Consider the following 21,770-nt stretch of genomic DNA (forward strand, 5'->3'; position numbering starts at 1 on the left):
TCATGGCTTACTCAGACAAAGTGGTTGACCATTACGAAAACCCCCGCAATGTGGGTTCGTTCGACAAGGGTGACGATTCGGTGGGCACCGGCATGGTGGGCGCCCTGCCTGCGGCGACGTGATGAAGCTGCAGATCAAGGTGAACCCCGAGACCGGCGTGATCGAAGATGCGCGTTTCAAGACCTACGGTTGTGGTTCGGCGATTGCCTCATCGTCTCTGGTGACCGAGTGGGTCAAAGGCAAGACGCTGGACGAAGCGGCAGCCCTCAAGAACAGCGAGATCGCTGAAGAGCTGGCCCTGCCGCCCGTCAAGATCCACTGCTCCATCCTGGCTGAAGATGCCATCAAGGCCGCTGTGCTCGACTACAAGACCAAGCACGCAGCCACTGCAACTGCCGCTGCCTGAGTTGACAGATAAATAGATCGAGAGACATGGCCATTACGCTGACAGAAGCCGCTGCACGGCACGTCAACCGCTACTTGTCCCGCCGGGGCAAGGGCCTGGGAGTGCGCCTGGGAGTCAAGACGACCGGCTGCTCCGGGCTTGCCTACAAGCTCGAATATGTGGACGACAGCGAGCCTGAGGACATCGTGTTCGAGAACCACGGTGTCAAAGTGCTGATTGACCCCAAGAGCCTGGCCTACATCGACGGCACCGAGCTGGACTTTGTGCGCGAGGGTCTCAATGAAGGCTTCAAGTTCAACAACCCCAACGAGCGTGACCGCTGCGGTTGTGGGGAGAGTTTCCGCGTTTGAGCGCCTGCCGCCTTCGTGCCGTCAAACCGCCATCGCGCTGCGTGCTGGCGGTTTTTTCTTTGATTCTTTGCTCAGCCACCTAGCGCATGAACCTGCAATCTGACGACTTCGAACTGTTTGGCCTGGCTCGCCGTTTTGCGCAGGAGCGCAGCGCCATCGATGCGCGCTGGAAGGAACTGCAGCGCGAAGCCCACCCCGACAAATTCGCGGCGCAGGGTGCGGCGGCGCAACGCGTGGCCATGCAGTGGTCCGTGCGCATCAACGAGGCTTACCAACGCCTGAAAGACCCAATGCGCCGCGCGGCCTACCTGTGCGAACTGCACGCAGCCCCCATCAATGCCGAGGACAACACGGCCATGCCCACTGCGTTTTTGATGCAGCAGATGGAGTGGCGCGAGGCTTTGGAAGATGCCCGCGCAGAGAGCGAACTCGACACGCTGGACGACGCTGTCGCGCAGGCCCGCCGCGCCGCGCTGGCGCAGTGCGAGCAACTCATCGACCAGCAGCAGGACTACGCGGGCGCGGCCCGCCAGGTCAGAGCCCTCATGTTCATTGCGCGATTTGCCGACGACATTGAACGACGCCGAGAGCAACTGGGACAATAGAGCGGTTTTGCCTTCCCCTTGGGGCCCCTGTCGCTTGCTGAGGTGATGGCGTCCCCCACCACGTTGAGACCCGAAATTTCATGGCGCTTTTGCAGATCTCCGAACCCGGCCAATCCCCCGACCCGCACCAGCGGCGTATTGCCGTCGGCATTGACCTGGGCACCACCCATTCGTTGGTCGCCGCTGTGCGCAATGGCGTGGCCGAATGCCTGCCCGATGCACAGGGCAGGGTGCTGCTGCCCTCGGTGGTGCGGTATCTGGAAAACGGCGGGCGCCAGATCGGATATGACGCTGTGGCGGCGCAGGCCCAGGATGCGCGCAACACCATCGCCTCGGCCAAACGCTTCATGGGGCGTGGCCTGAAAGACGTGGCGGAAGCGGGCAAGTTGCCCTACGACTTCGTGGTTGCCGCCGATAGTGACGAGGGCGGCATGGTCAGTCTCGCTACGGTGGATGGCATCAAGTCGCCCGTTGAGGTCAGCGCTGAGATTCTGGCCACGCTGCGCTACCGGGCTGAAGACACCTTCAACGACGATCTCTATGGCGCCGTCATCACCGTGCCGGCCTACTTTGACGACGCGCAGCGCCAGGCCACCAAGGATGCGGCCAAGCTTGCCGGTATTAACCTGCTGCGCCTGATCAACGAGCCCACCGCTGCCGCGATTGCCTATGGCCTGGACAACGCCAGCGAGGGGGTCTATGCCGTATACGACCTGGGCGGAGGCACCTTTGACATCTCGATCTTGCGCCTGACGCAGGGCGTGTTTGAAGTCATTTCCACGGGGGGTGACTCGGCCTTGGGCGGGGATGACTACGATGCCGCGCTGGCTGACTGGGTCCTGCAACAGCTAGGGCTGCAGGCGACCACTGCAGCCGACAAATCAGCCGTGCGCATGGCTGCCCGCGCCTGCAAGGAAGCTTTAACCGCTATTAATTCAGTAGCATTCAGTGCTGTACTATCAAGCGCTGAGGTCCGATTTGATGTCAAACGTTCAGACTTTGAAGCGATTACTGCTGAGTTGACGGCCCGCTCCATGGCCGCGGTGCGCCGTGCATTGCGCGACGCCCATTTGACCCGCGACGAGGTGCAAGGCGTGGTGATGGTGGGTGGTTCCACCCGCATGCCGCAAGTGCAGCGCGCCGTGGAGGAGTTCTTCTGCAAGCCGCCGCTGACCAACCTCAATCCCGATGAAGTCGTAGCCTTGGGCGCCGCCATCCAGGCCAACCAGCTGGCGGGCAACAACACCTCAGGTGATTTGCTGCTGCTTGATGTGATTCCGCTGTCGCTGGGCATCGAAACCATGGGCGGGCTGGTGGAACGCATCGTGGCGCGCAACGAGACCATTCCCACCGCCAAGGCGCAGGACTTCACCACGTACAAGGATGGTCAGACCGCCTTGGCGATCCATGTGGTGCAGGGCGAACGCGACCTGGTGCAAGACTGCCGCAGCCTCGCGCGTTTTGAGCTGCGTGGCATCCCGCCCATGGCCGCAGGGGCAGCGCGCATCCGTGTGACCTTCACCGTCGATGCCGATGGTCTTTTGAGCGTGAGTGCGAAGGAGCAGGGCAGCGGTGTGGAGGCGCGCATTGATGTGAAGCCGTCGTATGGTCTCTCCGATGACCAGATCGCGCGCATGCTGCAGGACGGGTTTGCCACTGCCGCGCAGGACATGAAGGCTCGCGCCGTGGTCGAGGCGCGCGTGGATGCCGACCGCATGCTGATCGCCACCCAGAGTGCGCTGGATGCGGATGGCGATGTGCTCAACCCCAAGGAGCGCGCCGCCATCGATGCCTTGATGGTGGCCCTGCGCCACCAGCGCGATGCCGATGATGCCGCTGTCATCGAGGCCGCGACCGATGCACTGGCCAAAGGCACCGAAGGTTTTGCGGCCCAGCGCATGAATCGCGGCATCCAGCAGGCATTGGCCGGCAAGAACGTCGCGAGCCTCTGAGCGTGCCCGGCGCATCCCTCTGAACAAGAAAAAGACACCCCATGCCCGTCATCAAAATCCTCCCCCATCCCGAATACTGCCCCGCAGGCACTGAAATCACGGCGCCTGCTGGCACCTCAATCTGCGAAGCCCTGTTGGACAACCACATCAACATCGAGCATGCCTGTGACATGAGCTGCGCCTGCACCACCTGCCACGTTATCGTGCGACAGGGGCTGAGCTCGCTCAACGAGGCCGAGGAAGAGGAAGAAGACCTGCTGGACCGCGCCTGGGGCCTGGAGCCACAATCGCGCCTGTCGTGCCAGGCCATCCTTGCGCAAACCGATGTGACCGTGGAAATTCCCAAGTACACGATCAACCACGCCAAGGAAAACCACTGATGTCCCGGCAAATTGTTCTGGACACCGAAACCACCGGCCTGTCGGCCGAGGGGGGTGATCGCATCATTGAACTGGGCTGTGTAGAGCTGCTCAACCGCAAGCTCACCGGCAACAACCTGCACCTGTACTTCAACCCGGGCCGCGACAGCCATGAAGACGCGCTGAAGGTGCACGGCATCAGCAACGAGTTCCTCAAGGACAAGCCCAAGTTTGCCGAGGTGGTGGACGACATCCTGCAGTACCTGCAAGGGGCCGAGATCATCATCCACAACGCGGCGTTTGACGTGGGCTTCCTGAACAAGGAGCTGGAACTGGTGGGGCGTCCCGCGTTCCGCACCTATGTGGATAGCGTGACCGACACGCTCGCGATGGCCAAGGAGATGTACCCCGGCAAGCGCAATTCGCTCGATGCCCTGTGCGACCGCCTGGGCGTGGACAACTCCGGCCGGACCTTGCACGGCGCTTTGCTGGATGCAGAGCTGCTGGCTGATGTGTACATCAATCTCACGCGCGGCCAGGATGCCCTGCTGATTGCCGACGATGCGCAGGACAGTGGCGATGGCCTGAAGATCGCAGCCATCGACCTGCGCGGATTGAACTTGCCCATCCTGCGTGCCAGTGAGCAGGAACAGGTGGCCCACGCGGAGCTGCTGGCGCAGATCGACAAGGCCAGTGGTGGCAAAACAATTTGGAGAACTGTTCAGGCGGCCTGAAAAGCTGTGCCATAATAGAAGGCTGTCACAGAGACACGGGTGATTAGCTCAGCGGTAGAGCACTGCCTTCACACGGCAGGGGTCACATGTTCGATCCATGTATCACCCACCACGCTTTTTGACTTCTTGCGAATGCACTCTGTTTCAGGGTGCCTACGTCGGGTGATTAGCTCAGCGGTAGAGCACTGCCTTCACACGGCAGGGGTCACATGTTCGATCCATGTATCACCCACCAATTTGAAAACCCCTGCAGATTTTGGTCTGTAGGGGTTTTTTCATGGGCGTTTGCATAGGTGGCTATTTCGCCTGCTACACGCCGTAGAGAGGCTAAAGTGTCGGACTTGATTCCACGGCGGTTGCATTTCCTGGGACCGCACTCGCTGTCCTCTGGCCCCTTTGCCGCTATCGATACGCACTGACCCATGATCACCTTCCACAATCCGTTTCACCAGGGTCACGCCCCCGTCCATGAATTTTTTCGCGGCGAACGCGTGCCGTGTTTTGAGAAGCCTGCACGCGTGGACTATGTCGAAGAGGCGCTGCGGGCGCGCGGCCATGGCCTGATGGCCCCGGATGTGGATAGCGCCCCCGTGTTGTCTCAGGTGCACGCGCCACGCTATTTGGCCTTTTTGCAGACCGCTTGGCAGCATTGGCTGGCCCTCGATCCTGCCAACGCTGGAGTGCAGCCATTCCCGTCGGTCTGGCCTGTGCGTACCTTGCGCAGTGATCTGGAGCCTGAGAATTTTGTGGCACGCCTGGGCCTGTACTCCATGGACAACGGCACGCCCATGGCGTCGGGTACCTGGGCTGCAGCCAAGGCGGGGGCCGATGCTGCCGCCAGCGCTTCGACCCTTGTGGCGCAAGGGGCCCGCGTGGCGTTTTGCTGCACACGGCCGCCCGGCCACCATGCCGGCCCCGACTTCATGGGCGGCTATTGTTTTCTCAACAATGCTGCCGTGGCCGCACAGGTGCTGCGCAACCAGGGTGCACAGCGTGTGGCGTTGCTTGATGTGGACTACCACCATGGCAACGGTACACAAAGCATCTTCTACGACCGGGCCGATGTGCTGTTCATCAGCATCCATGGCGATCCACGCACCGAGTACCCGTTTTATCTGGGCCATGCGGACGAAACCGGGGTGGGCGAGGGCGCGGGTTTCAATCTGAACCTGCCCCTGCCTGCAGGCACCAGTGCGACGACCTGGTTCGATGCGCTGGAAAGCGCCTGTGCGCGTATTGCCAGCCAGGGGGCTGATGCCTTGGTGGTCTCCCTCGGGCTCGATACCTTTGAGGGCGATCCCATCTCCAAGTTTGCGCTGGCGTCCGCCGATTTCACCCGGGTGGGTGAGCGCCTTGCACGGGCGGGCCTGCCCACCGTCTTTGTGCTGGAAGGTGGCTATGCGGCTACAGAACTGGGCACCAACGCCGTCAATGTGCTCGACGGGTTCGAGCAGGTTTGAGGATGCGGTGCCTATTGGAGGGCTGAGTGATGGCGGATGCTGTTGATTGTGTGGTGGTTAGTGCGGGTGTCGTGGGCCTTGCCGTCGCGCGGGCGCTGGCCCTGCAGGGCCGCGAAGTGATGGTGCTGGAGTCTGCCGATGCCATCGGAACGGGTATCAGCTCGCGCAACAGCGAGGTGATCCATGCCGGGATCTACTACCCTACCAATTCGTTGAAGGCCAAGCTGTGCGTGCGAGGCCGAGACATGCTGTATGCCTACTGCACTGAGCGCAATGTGCCTCACCGCCGCTGCGGCAAACTCCTGGTGGCAACCTCGCCGGGCCAGTTGTCAAGTCTTGAGTCCATCCAGGCGAGGGCGCTAGCCAATGGCGTGCTGGATTTGCGCTGGCTGGGCCGCCATGAAGCCCAGGCCATGGAACCTGCGCTGGAATGTGTTGCCGCTTTGTTTTCGCCCAGTACCGGCATTGTGGACAGCCATGCCCTGATGCTCGCGCTCCAGGGCGATCTGGAGCATGCGGGCGGACTTGTTGCGCTGAATTCGCCCCTGGCGCTTGCGGGATGCGCGCAAGATGCTATTAATTTGGAAGCATTGGACGGCACGCGCTTGCGAGCGCGCACGGTGGTCAATGCTGCAGGGCTGCACGCCCCCGGGCTGGCCCGCCGATTCGCAGGGCTGGAGGCGGATCATGTGCCTCATGCTCGCTATGCCAAAGGCAGCTATTTCACGTTGTCCGGCAAAGCCCCCTTCAGCCGCTTGATTTACCCCGTGCCCGAGGCCGCAGGCCTGGGGGTGCATCTGACACTGGACCTGGGTGGGCAGGCCAAGTTCGGCCCCGACGTGCAGTGGGTGGATTCGCCAGATGACCTGTTGGTAGACCCCGCACGCGGAGAGGCGTTTTACGCCGAGGTCCGCAAGTACTGGCCCGCACTGCGCGACGGGGCGCTGGCACCCGGCTATGCGGGCATGCGGCCCAAGATCCATGGGCCGGATGAGCCGGCAGCGGACTTTGTGATCCAGGGGCCGTCAGTCCATGGCATCCCTGGTCTCGTGAACCTGTTTGGCATTGAGTCCCCGGGGTTGACAAGTTCTCTGGCGATTGCAGAACATGTGGCCGCACTCGTTTGATCTGGGGCAAGCCATTTGCAATCGGTAACCTCTTGAGACCCCGTCCTACGAAGGGGAACAGAGCGGATGACTAAGATGAACTGGTGTTCTGCACGGCTCTGCCGACAGGGCTGACTGATTTTTTGTTGCTTAAAGAAAGGCTTGTATGACTGCTTCCGACACCACCACGACCCAGGGCGAACTGGAAAAGCTGGTTTCTGACCTGCGGGGGCTCCTGGCCAACAAAGATCTCGATGCGGTTCCGGAAATCAAGCTGCTGCGCCAGCGTCTTGACGATGGCATGCACAACGTGCGCGAGTCTGCCGTGCGTGCGGCGCAAGATGCAGCCCGCCAGGCCAAAGACGCTGCCCTTGCGGCCGACCGCTATGCGCATGATGAACCATGGCGCGTGGCCGGGGCCGCACTGGCGGTGGGCGCGCTGGTGGGCTTCCTGCTTGCACGCCGCTGATCCGGGCCGTCAGGGCTCGGTTGCACAACACGGGGGCTGCGCATGAACTGGCTTTCTCTTCTGGGGCTGGAGTCGCTGGTGGCCCGGTGGCGCGCCAATGTGATCGAAGGCGCCATTGCGGCCGAAGACCGGATGGACCTCGCCCGTCTGGAATGGCAGGATCAGAAACAACGCCTGCAGCAGATGCTGGTATTGACCATCGTAGTGGCAGGGCTCACGGTGGTGGCCTTGATCATGCTTTCGTTGGCGGTGCTGGTTCATTTCTGGGATACCCCCCATCGCACGCTCGTGGCCTGGTTGGTCGCGGCCGTGTGGACTGTGGGATGGGCCGCGACGCTGATGTCGCTGGTTTCCGTGGTACAGAAGGCGGGCAATGGCTTTGCCCTCACTCGCCGCGAACTTGCGCAGGACTGGCGTGACATCAAGGAGCGTTTGTAATGGCGACGACCCCTTCATCTCCATCTCCCATGTCGCAGCCTGTGTTTCCCCAGCCGACGGCTGCCCAGCAGCGGGTGCTGGACCGCATTGCCCTGCAACGCGAACGTCTTCGCGCCCGCAGAGCTGCGCGGGCCCAGTCGCTGGCCTTGGCGCAGCGTGACCCTGGGGCAGGCGGTATGGACGAATCCATGGCGCTTCGCGCTGCAGGGTTTGCGCGGGAGCATCCCCTGGCGGTTGCGGCCATGGCAGGGGTTGCCTTGGTGGCTGGGCCGCGCCGTCTGATTCGTTGGGCCGGCGTGGTGCTGCCCATGTTGATGCGGCTGCGGCGCTAGGCCGGTGCTGCACGCACCTGCGCAAGGCGGCCTGCCTCTCGCAAACACAAAGAGCCGCTGATCACAGCGGCTCTTCGTGTTTCCGGTTCAGCGGGGCGACCTGGACTCAACCCATGGCTTTGATGGCCTTTGCGGCCTTCACCACCAAAGCGGGGCCTTCGTAGATCAGTCCGGTATAGATCTGCACCACGTCGGCGCCCGCGCGGACTTTGCTGACGGCATCCTCTGCGCTCATGATGCCGCCCACGCCGATGATGGGAAAGCGGCTGCCCAATGCTGCACGCAACTGGCGGATGACCTGGTTGCTGGCCTCCAAAACCGGCGCTCCGCTCAGGCCGCCGGTCTCTCCTGCATGGCGCAGGCCTTGCACTGCAGCGCGGCTGATGGTGGTGTTGGTCGCAATCACGCCGTCCATCCCGTGGCGTTGCAGTGTGGCTGCGATTACGGACACCTGGGCTTCATCGAGGTCGGGGGCAATCTTCACGAACACCGGCACGCGGCGGCCATGCTGTGTGGCCAGGGCCTCACGCCGCTCGGCGATGGCACCCAGCAGGGCGTCCAGGGCAGCGTCGCTTTGCAGAGCGCGCAGATTCTGGGTGTTGGGTGAGCTGATGTTGACTGTGACGTAGTCAGCGTGGGCATAGACGCCCTCCAGGCAGGTCAGGTAGTCGCTGGTGGCATTCTCGATGGGGGTGGTGGCGTTCTTTCCGATGTTGAGGCCCAGCAGAAGGGGATGTTTTCGGCTTTGGGTGCGAAATTGCGCCTGCTGCACGTTGTGCAGGAAGGCGTCCAGGCCCTCGTTGTTGAAGCCCAGGCGGTTGATCAGCGCGCGGGCTTCGGGCAGGCGGAACATGCGCGGCTTGGGGTTGCCGGGCTGCGCCTTGGGCGTCACCGTGCCCACTTCGACAAAGCCGAAGCCCATGGCACCCAGCGCGTCGATGCAGCGGGCGTTCTTGTCCAGGCCTGCCGCCATCCCCACGCGGTTGGGAAAAGTCAGGCCTGCCAGTTCCACGGGGTCGTCCACGGTTTCATTGCACCAGGCCCACTGCAGCGGAGTGCGCTGCCCGCGTGCCAGCATGTCCATGGTGAGTTCGTGGGCAGTCTCGGCATCCATGCCAAAGAGAAAGGGGCGGGTGAGGGCGTAGGGGATCAGGGACATGGAGGGATAATTCAAGGATTACCCCTGATTTTCTCCCATGACGACCACTCCTTCCCTGACCCAAGACGAACTCAAGACCCTGGTAGGCCAAGCCGCACTGCAATATGTGGTGCCTGGCGAGATTGTGGGCGTAGGCACCGGCTCCACCGTCAACAAGTTCATTGACGCACTGGCCACCATCAAGGACCAGATCAAGGGTGCTGTCTCCAGCTCGGTGGCAAGCACGGAGCGGCTCAAGGCGCTCGGTATTCCAGTGTTTGATGCCAACGAAGTGGCTTCGCTTGCGGTCTACATCGACGGTGCCGACGAGATCGATGGCAACGGCCATATGGTCAAGGGCGGTGGCGCTGCGCTGACGCGCGAGAAGATCGTCGCGGCACTGGCCACGCGTTTTGTGTGTATTGCCGATGAATCCAAGCTGGTCCAGGCGCTGGGGCAGTTTCCCTTGCCGGTCGAGGTGATCCCGATGGCTGCCAACCACATTGCACGGCGTTTTGCGGCGATGGGGGGGCAGGCGCAGCTGCGGATGCGGGATGGGCAACCTCTGGTGACCGACAACGGTCAACACATCCTGGATGTCCGTGGGCTCTCGATCGCGGACCCGTTGGCGTTTGAATCCGACATCAACCAATGGCCGGGGGTGGTGACGGTGGGGGTTTTTGCCCACCAGAAGGCGTCTGTCTGCCTGTTGGGCACCGCACAGGGTGTGAAAACGCTCACCTACTGAGCATGAACTCCTGAGCAGTTTTTCTGGCAAAGAAAAAGGGGCCTGAATAGGCCCCTTTGTTTTGGCAGTTGGCAGCGCGTTCCCGCACTCCGTGATCAGAACCGGATACCTGCGGGATTGCTGGGTGATGGCCCATCATTGACAGGTGCGGGCGGGCGCGCCCTGGACGGTGTTGCGGGCGCTGGGGCTGAGGCCGCTGCTGCGGGTTCTGCCGCCTTGACGGCCACCAGCGGCGTAGGCGCTGGCTGGCGGTAGTTTCGGGGCAATGCGGATTGTTTCGGGTAACCCGCAGCGTCCAGATACTGTACCCATTCCCCTTCGGAAAAGCCTGCGAGCTGCTGGCCGCCGATGGTGCCGAAGGGCAGGCCGGTACCGCCACTCAACCTTTGAAACGCCGCTATGTCTTCGTTGCTGGACACGGTGCGCTCGATGAACGGGACACCCCGTGACGTGAGCAGGTTGCGCGCAGAGGTGCAGGGCGGGCAGTCGTTGCCGGTGTAGAGAGTGACCGGAAAGCGGTTGGCAACCTGGCGCAGCTCGTAGGGCAGCGCGCCGTTGGCAATAGCGGGCGCCTCGTTGGCCGTGCGGGCGGGCTGCGCGTTGGCATTGGCGTCGGCGGGAGGTCGGTCCGAAAACGTCACTTTGCCATCCGGGCCGACGATGCGGTAGACGCCTTGTGCTTGCACGCTGGCGCAGGCCAGTGTCATCAGCAAAGTCGCCAACAGGGGGGCGGTCAGTGGCTTGTGCATGTTCATTCTCCTTGCTCCTTCTTTGTCGTCAGGCCTGGGTGCAACGTGTGCATTTCAGGCCGTGGGTTCGGTTCGCTCAGGCAGTCGATTCTTCCGCCATGCCCTGGTGGCGCAGCAGGGCTTCCAGGCTGGGCTCGCGGCCCCGGAAGGCCTTGAACGATTCCATCGCAGGGCGGCTGCCACCGGCTTCCAGGATGGCCTGGCGGTAGCGGCGACCCGTTTCTATACTCGGCAGACCGTCGCTTCCAGCGGTTTCCTCGAAGGCTGCGTAGGCGTCTGCACTCAGTACCTCGGCCCATTTGTAGCTGTAGTAGCCAGCGGCATACCCGCCCGCAAAGATATGGCTGAAGGTGTGTGCCGTGCGGCTGAATGCCGGGGGCTGCAGCACGGCCACTTCGCGGCGCACCTGGTCCAGCAGAGGCATGATGTCCTGGGCCGGGTCGTGTTCGGTGTGCAGCAGCATGTCGAACAGCGAGAACTCAATCTGTCGCAGCGTCTGCATGCCGCTCTGGTAGTTCTTGGCGGCAATCATCTTGTCGAACAGCGCGCGGGGCAGGGGCTCGCCCGTGTCCACATGGGCCGTCATGTGCTTGAGCACATCCCATTCCCAGCAGAAGTTCTCCATGAACTGGCTGGGCAGCTCCACCGCATCCCACTCCACGCCGCCAATGCCCGAGACGTCGCGCTCGTTCACCTGGGTGAGCATGTGGTGCAAGCCGTGGCCGAACTCGTGGAAGAGGGTGATCACGTCGTCGTGCGTGAGCAGCGGTGGCTTGCCGTCCACGCCGCTGGCGAAGTTGCACACCAGGTGCGCCACCGGGGTTTGCAGCACGCCCGTGTCGGGGCGCAGCCAGCGTGTGCGCACATCGTCCATCCATGCGCCGCCGCGTTTGCCGGTGCGTGCAGGTTGGTCGAGGTAGAACTGGCCCACCAGCTGGGTGCCCTTATGGGCGCCCTCCGGGTGCGTGCGCTCAATGCGGTAGAACTCAACGGCTGGGTGCCAGACGGCGGCCGTGTCGCGCCGGATGGACACTTCGAACAGGGTTTCGATGATCTTGAACAGGCCTGCCAGCACCTTGGGCGCCGTGAAGTACTTCTTGACCTCCTGCTCGCTGAAGGCGTAGCGCGCTTCCTTGAGCTTTTCGGAAATGTAGGGCCAGTCCCAGGCCTGCGGATTGGCCAGGCCCAGGTGTTCGGCGGCAAACGCGCGCAGGTCGGCGATGTCCTTCTCGGCGTAAGGGCGGGCGCGTCGGGCCAGATCACGCAGGAAGGTGATCACCTGCGCCGGTGATTGGGCCATCTTGGGTACCACGGACACTTCCCCAAAATTGGCGTAGCCCAGCAGTTGGGCCTCTTCGCGGCGCAGTGCCAGGATTTCGCTGATCAGCGCTGTGTTGTCGAATTTGCGTGCATCGCCCTCAGCCTGGTCGGAGGCACGGGTCACATAGGCGCGGTAGAGCTTCTCGCGCAGGTCGCTGCGCGCGGCAAACTGCATGACCGGCAGGTAGCAGGGCATCTTCAGGGTGAGCTTGTAGCCTTCCTTGCCGTCTGCCTGTGCTGCGGCCAGCGCGGCCTGTTGGACATCGTCTGGAATGCCATCGAGCTCTTCGGCCGTGGCGTAGTAAGCGTAGGCGTCCGTGGCATCGAGGGCGTTTTCGCTGAACTTCTGGCTCAGCTCGGCCTGGCGTTCCTGGATCTGCGCAAAACGCTCCTTGGCGGCACCGGTCAGCTCCGCGCCACTCAACACAAAGTTGCGCACCGCGTTCAGGTGTGCCTGCCGCTGCTCTGCAGTCAGGGTGGCGGGGTCGATGGCCTTGTACTTGGCGTACAGGCGTTCATCGGCACCCAGGCGCGTCCAGAACTCGGTGACCTTGGGCAAGGCGGCGTTGTAGGCTGCGCGCAGTTCAGGGGTGTCGGCCACGCTGTTGAGGTGGCTGATGCTGCCCCAGGCGGTGCCCAGCCGTTCGGTGGCCACATCCAGCACTTTCGCAATCGCATCCCAGCGGGCTGGAAAGTCGGGTGCGGTGACGGTCTCCAGCGCGGCATTGGCACGCTCCAGCAGAACATCCACGGCAGGCGCCACGTCCTGCGGTGTGATGCGGTCGAAATGGGGGAGGTCCGAGAAGTCGAGAAGGGCGTTGCTCATGCGAAATCAGATGGCGCCAGATGGCGCAGGTTCAAGTTGCAAAGCCGCCGACATCGACAGCACTGACCCAGGTCAGTGCCCTGCAGTGCGCTCAGCGGCTTCGATGGTGTTCACCAGCAGCATGGTAATGGTCATGGGCCCAACCCCGCCAGGCACGGGGGTGATCCAGCCGGCCACTTCCTTGACGCCGTCAAAGTCCACGTCGCCGCAGAGTTTGCCGTCCGCCTTGCGGTTGATGCCTACGTCGATGACGATGGCACCAGGCTTGACCATGTCGGCTGTGAGCGTGTTGGCGCGGCCGACCGCTGCCACCACGATGTCGGCCTGGCGGGTGTGGTAGCCCAGGTCGGGGGTGCCGCTGTGGGTGACGGTAACCGTGGCGTTGGCCTGCAGCAGCAGCAGGGCCATGGGCTTGCCCACCGTATTGCTGCGGCCAATGACCACGGCGTGCTTGCCCTTGATGGTCTGGCCGGTGGATTCGATGAGCTTCATGCTGCCGTAGGGCGTGCAAGGCCGGAAACCTTCCAGCCCGGCCATGAGCTCGCCCGCGGAGAGGACCGAGTAGCCATCGACGTCCTTGGATGTCGCAATGGCCTCGATGACCTTGTGCGGGTCGATGTGCTTGGGCAACGGCATTTGCACCAGGATGCCGTGTACCGTGGGATCGGCATTGAGCGCCTCGATACGGGCCAGCAGCGCGGCTTCGCTCAGATCGGCGTCGTATTTTTCAAAAATGGAGCGCACGCCGCTGTCTTCGCAAGCCTTGACTTTGTTGCGCACGTATACGGCCGAAGCAGGGTCTTCACCCACCAGGATCACGGCCAAGCCGGGCTGGTGGCCGCGGGCGGTGAGCGCTGCAGCGCGTTGCGCCACCTCGCTGCGCAGTTTGCGGGAAAGGGCGTTGCCGTCGATGAGTTGGGCTGTCATGTCAGAGAATATGAGTCAAATTGGTCTCTAGCGCTTTATCAGCAAACGCGAGCAGCTATCAAAATGTGAGTTTCAACCCTTGGGGGCGTTCTGGCCGAGGGCGATCTTGAGCAGGTCGGCCACGGTGTTGGCGTTGAGCTTTTCCATGATGTTGGCGCGGTGCGCCTCCACCGTCTTGATGCTGATGCCCAGGTCGTCGGCAATCTGCTTGTTCAGGCGACCGGCCACGATGCGTTCGAGCACCTGGGCTTCGCGGCTGGTCAGCTTGGACAGCAGGGCATCGCGGCTGGCGGCCTGCTGGTAGCCGGCGAAGGCTTCGCGGGCGTGGTCGAGCATGCGCTCGACGAGTCCGACCAGTTCTTCTTCGTCAAAAGGCTTCTGGATGAAATCCAGCGCGCCTTTCTTCATGGTGTTCACGGCCATGGGCACATCGCCGTGGCCTGTAATGAACACGATGGGCAGGGGGGACTTGCGCTCGATCAGGCGATCCTGAAGCTCCAGGCCCGTCATGCCGCCCATGCGGATGTCCACAATCAGGCAGGCGACTTCGCGGGGGTCGTAGCGTGAGAGAAAGGTCTCGGCCGAATCAAAGCAACGCACCCGGTAGTCCTTGCCTTCCAGCAGCCACTGCAGGGAATCGCGAACTGCCTCGTCGTCGTCCACAACGTAGACAGTGCCTTTTTTCGGAATCAAGCTCATGCAATTGTCCTTGGTTTTTGAATGTTTGCTACAGAATTTGTAGTGGCATCAGCAGGCTTGGCAAGCGGCAGCCAGAAGGAGAACTTGCAGCCCGTGACCTCGGATCCATTGTAGAGGTTCTCCGCCAGCATCCTGCCCTGGTGCGACTCGACGATGCTGCGGCACAGATTGAGGCCCATGCCCATGCCTTCTTCCTTGGTGGAGAAGAAGGCTTCGAAGAGGCGCTCCAGCACTTCGGGGGCCAGGCCCTTGCCGGTGTCCTGCACCGAAAATTCCACCACTTCGCGGTCTTCGACGTGTTTGGGCACCACGCGCAGTTCCACGCTGCGACCCGACGGTGGACGGTTGGCGTGCTGGATGGCTTCGGCGCCGTTCTTCATCAGGTTGACCAGCACCTGCTCGATCAGGATGGTGTCCACCATCACGGGCGGCAGGCGGGCGGCCACATAGTGCGTCAGGCGCACGTTGTGTCGGCGAAGCTCGATGTCGGCCAGCTCCACGGCTTCGTTGACCATCGAATGCACGTCGGCCAGGGTGCGGTTGGGCTCGCTCTTCTTCACAAAGGCCCGGATGCGCTGGATGATCTGGCCCGCGCGCTGGGCCTGGTGGGCGGTCTTTTGCAGTGCCGTGAGCAGCGCTTCTTCGGTCAGCTGGCCGCTCTGGATGCGCGAGACCATGCCGCTGCAGTAGTTGTTGATGGCCGTGAGCGGCTGGTTGAGTTCGTGCGCCACGCTGGAGGCCATCTCGCCCATGGTGATGAGGCGGCTGACGGATTGGGCGCGCTCGGCCTGGCGCGCCGCCTGTTCCTCGGCCTGGCGGCGGGGGGTGATGTCGGTGGCAATCACCATCTGGGCCAGTCGGCCGTCCACCCAGTTGAGGTAGCGCGAACGTACTTCGAGCCACTTTCCCAGGTCGGGCAGGTAGATTTCGGCGTTCTCGGTGCGGGCACTGGTGAGTGGGTCGGTGGGCAGGCCCATGAGTCCGTCTTCGTCGTCCATGCCCGTGTGCTCCGTGCCCGCCACGGGCACCACGCCCGCCTGCGCCACCAGTTGCAGGTGGCCGCCCGTCTGCGAGCCGAACCATTGGCGGTAGAGCTTGTTGGCGAACAGCAGTTCTTCGCTGCCCAGCGGCGCCACCGAGACGGATGCGTCCAGCGATTCCAGCACGATGGTGAAGCGCTCGTGCGATGCGGAAAGCTGTTCGCGGATGCGGTTGGGCTCGGTGATGTCCGTCATCGACGTCATCCAGCCCGTCTGCTGGCCGTGCGCATCGATCAGGGGCGACACATACAGTCGCGCATCGAAGAGCGTGCCGCTTTTGCGCCGTACCCGCACCTGAAAGCCGCCGACGATGGTTTTGCCCGACAGTTCGTCGCGCAACTTGGCGTGCAAGGCTTCGTGGTCGGAGTCGGGCCAATAAGGGAAGGGTGCTTTCAGGCCCACCAATTCAGCCTCGCTCCAGCCAGTCATCTGGCAGAAGGCGGCGTTCACATAGGTAATGCGGCCTTCCATGTCCAGCGCGCGCATGCCCGTCAGGATGGAGTTCTCCATCGCGCGGCGGAAGTTCGTCTCGGCCACCAGGGCCTGCTGGGCCTGCATGCGGCGGCGGGTGTGGCGCCAGGTGGCGATCAGCATCCAGGCCGTCATCGCGCTCAGCGTGCCCACCAGCCAGAACAGCCCGCTACCCACCACGCCCAGCGAGGTGCGGTAGGCCTGCGCCTTGAGCACCAGCCCGTTGCCCACCGGGGAGACGGGGACCTCGTATTCGTTGGCTCGGGGTGACCAAGGCAGGAGCTGTGTGGCCGTGTTGCGCGGTCCCAGAGGGGTTCCGGCCAGCACCTGGTTCTTGCCATCGAGCAGCGTGACGGCGTAGCGTGCCAGCACCTCGGTCGGCGTGCCGTAGCGCAGCAGGCTGTCGATGGAGTATTCGCCCAGCACCACCCCGCTGAATTTGCCCTGGTTGTTCAAAGGCACCTGCAGCTGGAGCAGCGGGGTCGAATCGCCCGAGGTTGCGGCGGGCTGGGCATACACCGGCTGCTGCAGGTCGCGGGCCAGGCCAAAGGTGTCGGCCGTGTCGCCGGGTTTGAGCACTTCGCCGGCAATGCGCAACTCGCTGCTGGCCAGCGTGGGTGCCGCATGACTGGCGCGTATGCGGCGGCGCTCGTCGATCCAGGTGATCGCCTGCAGTTCGGGGTATTGGCTGATCAGGCTTTCGGCACGGCTCACAAACTCTGTGCGTTCCAGCTCTTGGTTGGACAGGTCACGCGCAATGCGCATGAGCTGTTCTTGCCGCTCCAGCAGCCGCAGGCGCACGCGCTGTTGCGCGTATTCCACGTCACGCCGTAGGGCTTCTTGTTCGCGCTCGGCCTCTTCGGCGCGCAAATACCAGAACGCCGCCACGATGGCGGCCAGAAACATCAGCACTGCAGCCAAGGGTGCCAGCGCCGCAAACCGGTCCTGCCGGGTAGGCGACAACCCGCGCCACCACTTGCGCCACCAGCGGGCAGGCGCTGCCACGACCATGGCTGTGGGGGAGGGGTGAGGGGGCAGGGAATCCATCCTTCAAGTGTAGGGGAGCCGCAGCCTGGAATCCGGGGCACGTGCAATGTGCGTTCGCAGCATTTTCTTGTAATATGAAATGCATGGGCACCATTTGAAATTTTAGAAAAATATGCGAAACTAGAGCCAACGTACTAAATTGCTGCCACACCTACAGGAGACAAAGCATGTCAGCTCAGCCCGACCCTCAGGCCGGAAACGGCAACGCGCCCGCCACCGATACCGACCAACAGGAAACCCGTGAGTGGATGGATGCGCTGTCCGCCGTCATCGACAAAGAGGGGGCCGAGCGCGCCCACTACCTGTTGGAGCAATTGCTCGAACACGCCCGCCAGAACAGCGTGGACCTGCCGTTCTCGGCCAATACCGGCTACGTGAACACCATCGAGCCCAGCCAGGAGGCACGCAGCCCCGGCAACCTTGAAATCGAACAGCGCCTGCGCGCCTACATGCGCTGGAACGCCATGGCCATGGTGGTCAAGGCCAACCGCCATCACCCGCCCGAAGGTGGGGATCTGGGTGGCCACATCGGCTCCTTTGCCTCGCTGGCCAGCATGTTTGGCGCGGGCTTCAACCATTTCTGGCACGCCGAGAGCGAAAACCACGGCGGTGACCTGCTTTACATCCAGGGCCACGTATCGCCCGGTATTTATGCCCGCGCCTACCTGGAAGGCCGCCTGAGCGAAGAGCAGTTGCTCAACTTCCGCCAGGAAGTGGACGGCAAGGGCCTGTCGAGCTACCCGCATCCCAAGCTCATGCCCGAGTTCTGGCAGTTCCCCACGGTGTCGATGGGCCTGGGCCCGCTGATGGCCATCTATCAGGCGCGTTTCCTCAAGTACCTGCACGCCCGTGGCATCGCCAATACCGAAAACCGCAAGGTCTGGGTGTTCTGCGGCGACGGTGAAATGGACGAGGTCGAATCCCTGGGCGCCATTGGCCTGGCCGCGCGCGAGAAGCTCGACAACCTGGTGTTTGTCATCAACTGCAACCTGCAGCGCCTGGACGGCCCCGTGCGTGGCAACGGCAAGATCATTCAAGAGCTCGAAGGCGAGTTCCGTGGCGCGGGCTGGAACGTCATCAAACTCATCTGGGGCAAGGGCTGGGACGAGTTGCTCGCCAAAGACCATGATGGTGCTCTGCGCAAGCTCATGATGGAAACCAACGACGGCGACTACCAAGCCATGAAGGCCAACGACGGTGCCTACGTGCGCAAGAACTTCTTCGGCCGCGACCCGCGCACCCTGAAGATGGTCGAGCACATGACCGACGACGAGATCTGGAACCTGCAGCGCGGCGGCCACGATTCGCAAAAGGTCTATGCCGCATTCCATGCCGCTCAAAACCATGGCGGCCAGCCTTCCGTCCTGCTGGTCAAGACCGTCAAGGGCTTTGGCATGGGCAAGATTGGCGAAGCCAAGAACACGGTTCACCAGACCAAGAAGCTCAGCGACGAAGACATCAAGGCCTTCCGTGATCGCTTCAACATCCCGATCCCCGACAGCCAGCTTGCCGAACTGCCCTTCTACAAGCCCGCCGACGACACCCCGGAAATGAAGTACCTGCACGAGCGCCGCAAGGCCTTGGGCGGCTACCTGCCACACCGCCGCGTGAAGGCCGACGAGAGCTTCACCGTGCCTGCGCTGGACACCTTCAAGGCCATCCTGGAGGCTACGCCCGAAGGCCGCGAAATCTCCACCACGCAAGCTTACGTGCGCTTTCTCTCGCAGCTGCTGCGCGACCAGGCCCTGGGCCCGCGCGTGGTGCCCATCCTGGTGGACGAAGCCCGTACCTTCGGCATGGAAGGCCTGTTCCGCCAGATCGGCATCTACAACCCCGCAGGTCAGCAGTACACCCCGGTCGATAAAGACCAGGTCATGTACTACAAGGAAGACAAGGCCGGCCAAATCCTGCAAGAGGGCATCAACGAAGCCGGTGGCATGAGCAGCTGGATCGCGGCGGCCACCAGCTACAGCACGAACAACCGGATCATGATCCCGTTCTACGTGTACTACTCGATGTTCGGCTTCCAGCGCATTGGTGACCTGGCCTGGGCGGCGGGTGACATGCAGGCACGTGGCTTCCTGCTGGGCGGCACCTCAGGCCGCACCACGCTCAACGGCGAAGGCCTGCAGCACGAAGATGGCCACAGCCACATCCTGGCCAACACCATCCCCAACTGCGTGAGCTACGACCCGACCTTTGCGCACGAAGTCGCGGTGATCATGCACGACGGCATGAAGCGCATGGTCGAGCGGCAGGAAAACGTCTTCTACTACCTCACACTGCTGAACGAAAACTACCCGATGCCCGGCCTGCAGCCTGGCACCGAAGAGCAGATCATCAAGGGCATGTACCTGTGCAAACAGGCGCCCGCTCTGGCCCATGATGCGCCCACCGTGCAGCTGCTGGGCAGCGGCACCATCCTGCGCGAATCGTTCTTCGCACAAGAGCTGCTTGAAAAGGACTGGGGCGTGGCCGCCTCGGTGTGGAGCTGCCCCAGCTTCAACGAGCTGACCCGCGACGGCCAGAACGCCGAGCGCTGGAGCCTGCTGCACCCGACCGAAGAAGCCAAGGTGCCGTTCGTCACCCAGCAGCTGTCGGCATCGCAAGGCCCCGTGGTCGCGTCCACCGACTACATGAAGGCCTATGCCGAGCAGATTCGCCCGTTCATCCCCAAGGGCCGCACTTACAAGGTGCTGGGCACTGACGGATTTGGCCGTAGCGACTTCCGCAGCAAGCTGCGCGAGCACTTCGAGATCAACCGCCACTACATCGTCGTCGCTGCGCTCAAGGCGCTGAGCGAAGACGGCGTGCTGCCCACCACCAAGGTGGCTGAGGCGATCGCCAAGTACAACATCCAGGCCGACAAGGTCAACCCGCTGTACGCGTAAACCGAACGGAGACAACAATGGCATTGGTAGACATTCAAGTCCCGGACATCGGGGATTTCGACGAAGTGGGCGTGATCGAACTGCTGGTCAAGGTGGGCGACACGGTCAAGGCCGAGCAGTCGCTCATCACCGTCGAATCGGACAAGGCATCGATGGAGATTCCGTCCAGCCACGCAGGCGTGGTCAAGGAACTCAAGATCGCCCTGGGCGACAAGGTCAAGCAGGGTTCTGTGATTGCCGTGGTCGAGTCGGCAGACGCGGTTGCCTCAGCCCCGGCTGCTGCGCCAGCCCCTGCAGCTGTTGCCCCCGCCCCCGTTGCAGCCGCTGCGTCAGCACCGGTTGCACCCGCTGCAGCCCCTGCAACTGCAGGCCCGGTGGAAGTGCGCGTGCCCGACATCGGTGACTTCAAGGACGTGGCCGTCATTGAGTTGCTGGTCAAGGTGGGCGACACCATCAAGCTCGAACAATCGCTGTTCACCGTCGAATCCGACAAGGCCTCCATGGAGATTCCGTCGCCCGCCGCTGGCGTGGTCAAGGAGCTCAAGGTCAAGATTGGGGACACCGTCAACATTGGCGACTTGGTGGCCTTGCTGGAAGGGGTGGCGGGCAGTGCGCCTGCTGCCGCTGCAGCGCCCGCAGCGCCGGCGGCGGCTCCCGCTGCTGCGCCTGTTGCAGCCCCCGCACCGGTTGCAGCAGCCGTTGCACCGGTCGCCGCTACGGCCTCCGTGCCCGCCCACCAGCCTGGCACGCCCACAGCGGGCCTGCCGCACGCATCGCCCTCGGTGCGCAAGTTCGCCCGCGAGCTGGGTGTGCCCATCGATGAAGTCAAGGGCAGTGGCCCCAAGGGCCGTATCACGCAAGACGACGTGCAGTCCTTCACCAAGCAGGTGATGGCGGGTGCCACCCAAACCAAGGCGCAGGCTGCCAAGGCGCCTGCCGCATCCGGTGGCTCTGGCGGTTCCGGTGTGGGCCTGGATCTGCTGCCCTGGCCCAAGGTCGACTTCACCAAGTTCGGCCCCGTCGAGCGCAAGGACCTCTCGCGCATCAAGAAGATCAGCGGCGCCAATCTGCACCGCAACTGGGTCGTCATCCCGCACGTCACCAACCACGACGACGCGGACATCACTGACCTCGAAGCCTTCCGCGTGCAGTTCAACAAAGAGAACGAGAAGAGTGGCGTGAAGGTCACCATGCTCGCCTTCATGATCAAGGCCGCCGTGGCCGCGCTCAAGAAGTTCCCCGAGTTCAACAGCTCGCTCGACGGCGACCAGCTGGTGCTCAAGCAGTACTTCCACATCGGCTTTGCGGCCGACACGCCCAACGGCCTCGTTGTGCCCGTCATCCGCGACGCCGACAAGAAGGGCATCGTCCAGATCTCGCAAGAGATGGGCGACCTGGCAAAGAAGGCGCGCGACGGCAAGCTCGGCCCGGCCGACATGACCGGTGGCTGCTTCTCCATCAGCTCGCTGGGCGGCATTGGCGGGCGCTACTTCACGCCCATCATCAATGCGCCCGAAGTCGCCATCATGGGCGTGTGCAAGAGCAGCATCGAACCGAAATGGGACGGCAAGCAGTTCGCACCGCGCCTGATGCTGCCGCTGTCGCTCAGCTGGGACCACCGCGTGATCGATGGCGCGGCCGCCGCACGCTTCAACGTGTACTTTGCCTCGCTGCTGGCGGACTTCCGCCGCATCGTGATGTAA

Annotated in this window: 19 protein-coding genes, 2 tRNA genes and 1 pseudogene; 16 read left to right on the top strand and 6 right to left on the bottom strand. The window is 63.0% G+C overall.

The window, feature by feature from the left end; genetic code table 11:
• The first annotated feature begins 2 nt into the window (after positions 1-2).
• From iscU to EXV95_RS04100, 13 genes and pseudogenes are all read left to right on the top strand, one after another.
• Positions 3-406 (top strand): annotated as a pseudogene (gene iscU, locus EXV95_RS04040) (Fe-S cluster assembly scaffold IscU).
• 26 nt (positions 407-432) lie between these two features.
• Entirely contained in the window at positions 433-756 is a 324-nt protein-coding gene (gene iscA / locus EXV95_RS04045) for an iron-sulfur cluster assembly protein IscA (RefSeq protein WP_008904781.1), read from the top strand.
• Positions 757-842: 86 nt separating this feature from the next.
• A complete protein-coding gene (hscB, locus tag EXV95_RS04050; protein ID WP_055395866.1) occupies positions 843-1,361 on the top strand; it encodes a Fe-S protein assembly co-chaperone HscB in 519 nt (172 codons plus the stop codon).
• An 80-nt stretch (positions 1,362-1,441) separates the two neighbouring features.
• Positions 1,442-3,313, top strand: a complete 1,872-nt coding sequence (gene hscA / locus EXV95_RS04055) for a Fe-S protein assembly chaperone HscA (RefSeq protein ID WP_176885899.1) — start codon at positions 1,442-1,444, stop codon at positions 3,311-3,313.
• A 41-nt stretch (positions 3,314-3,354) separates the two neighbouring features.
• Positions 3,355-3,693, top strand: coding sequence for an ISC system 2Fe-2S type ferredoxin (gene fdx / locus EXV95_RS04060; protein WP_176885900.1), 339 nt, complete (start codon positions 3,355-3,357; stop codon positions 3,691-3,693).
• A complete protein-coding gene (dnaQ, locus tag EXV95_RS04065) occupies positions 3,693-4,406 on the top strand; it encodes a DNA polymerase III subunit epsilon (RefSeq protein WP_176885901.1) in 714 nt (237 codons plus the stop codon). The genes fdx and dnaQ overlap by 1 nt, the downstream gene beginning before the upstream one ends.
• A gap of 37 nt (positions 4,407-4,443) precedes the next feature.
• Positions 4,444-4,518, top strand: a tRNA-Val gene (locus tag EXV95_RS04070).
• Between the two features lie 48 nt (positions 4,519-4,566).
• A tRNA-Val gene (locus EXV95_RS04075) sits at positions 4,567-4,641 on the top strand.
• A 187-nt stretch (positions 4,642-4,828) separates the two neighbouring features.
• On the top strand, positions 4,829-5,866 hold the full coding sequence (locus EXV95_RS04080; RefSeq protein ID WP_176885902.1) for a histone deacetylase family protein: 1,038 nt from the start codon (positions 4,829-4,831) through the stop codon (positions 5,864-5,866).
• Positions 5,867-5,895: 29 nt separating this feature from the next.
• On the top strand, positions 5,896-6,993 hold the full coding sequence (locus EXV95_RS04085; protein ID WP_176885903.1) for an NAD(P)/FAD-dependent oxidoreductase: 1,098 nt from the start codon (positions 5,896-5,898) through the stop codon (positions 6,991-6,993).
• A gap of 145 nt (positions 6,994-7,138) precedes the next feature.
• The gene (locus EXV95_RS04090) at positions 7,139-7,441 is read left to right on the top strand and encodes a DUF883 family protein (RefSeq protein WP_010458410.1); all 303 of its coding nucleotides are present in this window, start codon (positions 7,139-7,141) and stop codon (positions 7,439-7,441) included.
• A gap of 42 nt (positions 7,442-7,483) precedes the next feature.
• The gene (locus EXV95_RS04095) at positions 7,484-7,879 is read left to right on the top strand and encodes a phage holin family protein (RefSeq protein ID WP_055395878.1); all 396 of its coding nucleotides are present in this window, start codon (positions 7,484-7,486) and stop codon (positions 7,877-7,879) included.
• Positions 7,879-8,211 (top strand): hypothetical protein, encoded by a 333-nt coding sequence (locus EXV95_RS04100; RefSeq protein ID WP_176885904.1) that lies wholly within the window; start codon positions 7,879-7,881, stop codon positions 8,209-8,211. The genes EXV95_RS04095 and EXV95_RS04100 overlap by 1 nt, the downstream gene beginning before the upstream one ends.
• A 106-nt stretch (positions 8,212-8,317) precedes the next feature.
• Here the strand turns inward: EXV95_RS04100 and EXV95_RS04105 are convergent, their stop codons facing one another.
• Complete coding sequence (locus EXV95_RS04105; protein ID WP_176885905.1) at positions 8,318-9,370, bottom strand: quinone-dependent dihydroorotate dehydrogenase; 1,053 nt, start codon at positions 9,368-9,370, stop codon at positions 8,318-8,320.
• A gap of 37 nt (positions 9,371-9,407) precedes the next feature.
• Here EXV95_RS04105 and rpiA point away from each other — a divergent pair, with 37 nt between their 5' ends.
• Positions 9,408-10,097: a ribose-5-phosphate isomerase RpiA gene (rpiA, locus tag EXV95_RS04110; protein WP_176885906.1), complete on the top strand. Its 690-nt coding sequence runs from the start codon at positions 9,408-9,410 to the stop codon at positions 10,095-10,097.
• Positions 10,098-10,192: 95 nt separating this feature from the next.
• On the opposite strand, the gene EXV95_RS04115 is transcribed toward rpiA, so the two are convergent.
• From EXV95_RS04115 to EXV95_RS04135, 5 genes are all read right to left on the bottom strand, one after another.
• Positions 10,193-10,852, bottom strand: a complete 660-nt coding sequence (locus EXV95_RS04115; protein WP_176885907.1) for a DUF4124 domain-containing protein — start codon at positions 10,850-10,852, stop codon at positions 10,193-10,195.
• Positions 10,853-10,922: 70 nt separating this feature from the next.
• On the bottom strand, positions 10,923-12,992 hold the full coding sequence (locus EXV95_RS04120) for a M3 family metallopeptidase (RefSeq protein WP_176885908.1): 2,070 nt from the start codon (positions 12,990-12,992) through the stop codon (positions 10,923-10,925).
• Between the two features lie 72 nt (positions 12,993-13,064).
• The gene (gene folD, locus EXV95_RS04125; RefSeq protein WP_176885909.1) at positions 13,065-13,919 is read right to left on the bottom strand and encodes a bifunctional methylenetetrahydrofolate dehydrogenase/methenyltetrahydrofolate cyclohydrolase FolD; all 855 of its coding nucleotides are present in this window, start codon (positions 13,917-13,919) and stop codon (positions 13,065-13,067) included.
• 72 nt (positions 13,920-13,991) lie between these two features.
• The gene (locus EXV95_RS04130) at positions 13,992-14,618 is read right to left on the bottom strand and encodes a response regulator transcription factor (RefSeq protein WP_007848524.1); all 627 of its coding nucleotides are present in this window, start codon (positions 14,616-14,618) and stop codon (positions 13,992-13,994) included.
• Positions 14,615-17,176 carry a PAS domain S-box protein gene (locus EXV95_RS04135; protein ID WP_055395892.1) on the bottom strand — a complete coding sequence of 854 codons (2,562 nt, stop codon included), beginning with the start codon at positions 17,174-17,176 and terminating at the stop codon, positions 14,615-14,617. The genes EXV95_RS04130 and EXV95_RS04135 overlap by 4 nt, the downstream gene beginning before the upstream one ends.
• Before the next feature lie 167 nt (positions 17,177-17,343).
• Here EXV95_RS04135 and aceE point away from each other — a divergent pair, with 167 nt between their 5' ends.
• Both aceE and aceF read left to right on the top strand, forming a co-directional pair.
• Entirely contained in the window at positions 17,344-20,067 is a 2,724-nt protein-coding gene (gene aceE / locus EXV95_RS04140) for a pyruvate dehydrogenase (acetyl-transferring), homodimeric type (protein WP_176885910.1), read from the top strand.
• Between the two features lie 17 nt (positions 20,068-20,084).
• Complete coding sequence (gene aceF / locus EXV95_RS04145; RefSeq protein ID WP_176885911.1) at positions 20,085-21,770, top strand: dihydrolipoyllysine-residue acetyltransferase; 1,686 nt, start codon at positions 20,085-20,087, stop codon at positions 21,768-21,770.

It is taken from the genome of Acidovorax sp. JMULE5, from assembly GCF_013376875.1.
In the GTDB taxonomy this organism is placed as follows: Bacteria; Pseudomonadota; Gammaproteobacteria; order Burkholderiales; family Burkholderiaceae_C; genus Acidovorax; species Acidovorax facilis.

Excerpts from the sequence above, each read along its gene's own strand:
- iscA (WP_008904781.1), top strand. The coding sequence starts at position 433 with ATGGCCATTACGCTGACAGAAGCCGCTGCACGGCACGTCAACCGCTAC.
- hscB (WP_055395866.1), top strand. The coding sequence starts at position 843 with ATGAACCTGCAATCTGACGACTTCGAACTGTTTGGCCTGGCTCGCCGT.
- hscA (WP_176885899.1), top strand. The coding sequence starts at position 1,442 with ATGGCGCTTTTGCAGATCTCCGAACCCGGCCAATCCCCCGACCCGCAC.
- fdx (WP_176885900.1), top strand. The coding sequence starts at position 3,355 with ATGCCCGTCATCAAAATCCTCCCCCATCCCGAATACTGCCCCGCAGGC.
- dnaQ (WP_176885901.1), top strand. The coding sequence starts at position 3,693 with ATGTCCCGGCAAATTGTTCTGGACACCGAAACCACCGGCCTGTCGGCC.
- EXV95_RS04080 (WP_176885902.1), top strand. The coding sequence starts at position 4,829 with ATGATCACCTTCCACAATCCGTTTCACCAGGGTCACGCCCCCGTCCAT.
- EXV95_RS04085 (WP_176885903.1), top strand. The coding sequence starts at position 5,896 with ATGGCGGATGCTGTTGATTGTGTGGTGGTTAGTGCGGGTGTCGTGGGC.
- EXV95_RS04090 (WP_010458410.1), top strand. The coding sequence starts at position 7,139 with ATGACTGCTTCCGACACCACCACGACCCAGGGCGAACTGGAAAAGCTG.
- EXV95_RS04095 (WP_055395878.1), top strand. The coding sequence starts at position 7,484 with ATGAACTGGCTTTCTCTTCTGGGGCTGGAGTCGCTGGTGGCCCGGTGG.
- EXV95_RS04100 (WP_176885904.1), top strand. The coding sequence starts at position 7,879 with ATGGCGACGACCCCTTCATCTCCATCTCCCATGTCGCAGCCTGTGTTT.
- EXV95_RS04105 (WP_176885905.1), bottom strand. The coding sequence starts at position 9,370 with ATGTCCCTGATCCCCTACGCCCTCACCCGCCCCTTTCTCTTTGGCATG.
- rpiA (WP_176885906.1), top strand. The coding sequence starts at position 9,408 with ATGACGACCACTCCTTCCCTGACCCAAGACGAACTCAAGACCCTGGTA.
- EXV95_RS04115 (WP_176885907.1), bottom strand. The coding sequence starts at position 10,852 with ATGAACATGCACAAGCCACTGACCGCCCCCCTGTTGGCGACTTTGCTG.
- EXV95_RS04120 (WP_176885908.1), bottom strand. The coding sequence starts at position 12,992 with ATGAGCAACGCCCTTCTCGACTTCTCGGACCTCCCCCATTTCGACCGC.
- folD (WP_176885909.1), bottom strand. The coding sequence starts at position 13,919 with ATGACAGCCCAACTCATCGACGGCAACGCCCTTTCCCGCAAACTGCGC.
- EXV95_RS04130 (WP_007848524.1), bottom strand. The coding sequence starts at position 14,618 with ATGAGCTTGATTCCGAAAAAAGGCACTGTCTACGTTGTGGACGACGAC.
- EXV95_RS04135 (WP_055395892.1), bottom strand. The coding sequence starts at position 17,176 with ATGGATTCCCTGCCCCCTCACCCCTCCCCCACAGCCATGGTCGTGGCA.
- aceE (WP_176885910.1), top strand. The coding sequence starts at position 17,344 with ATGTCAGCTCAGCCCGACCCTCAGGCCGGAAACGGCAACGCGCCCGCC.
- aceF (WP_176885911.1), top strand. The coding sequence starts at position 20,085 with ATGGCATTGGTAGACATTCAAGTCCCGGACATCGGGGATTTCGACGAA.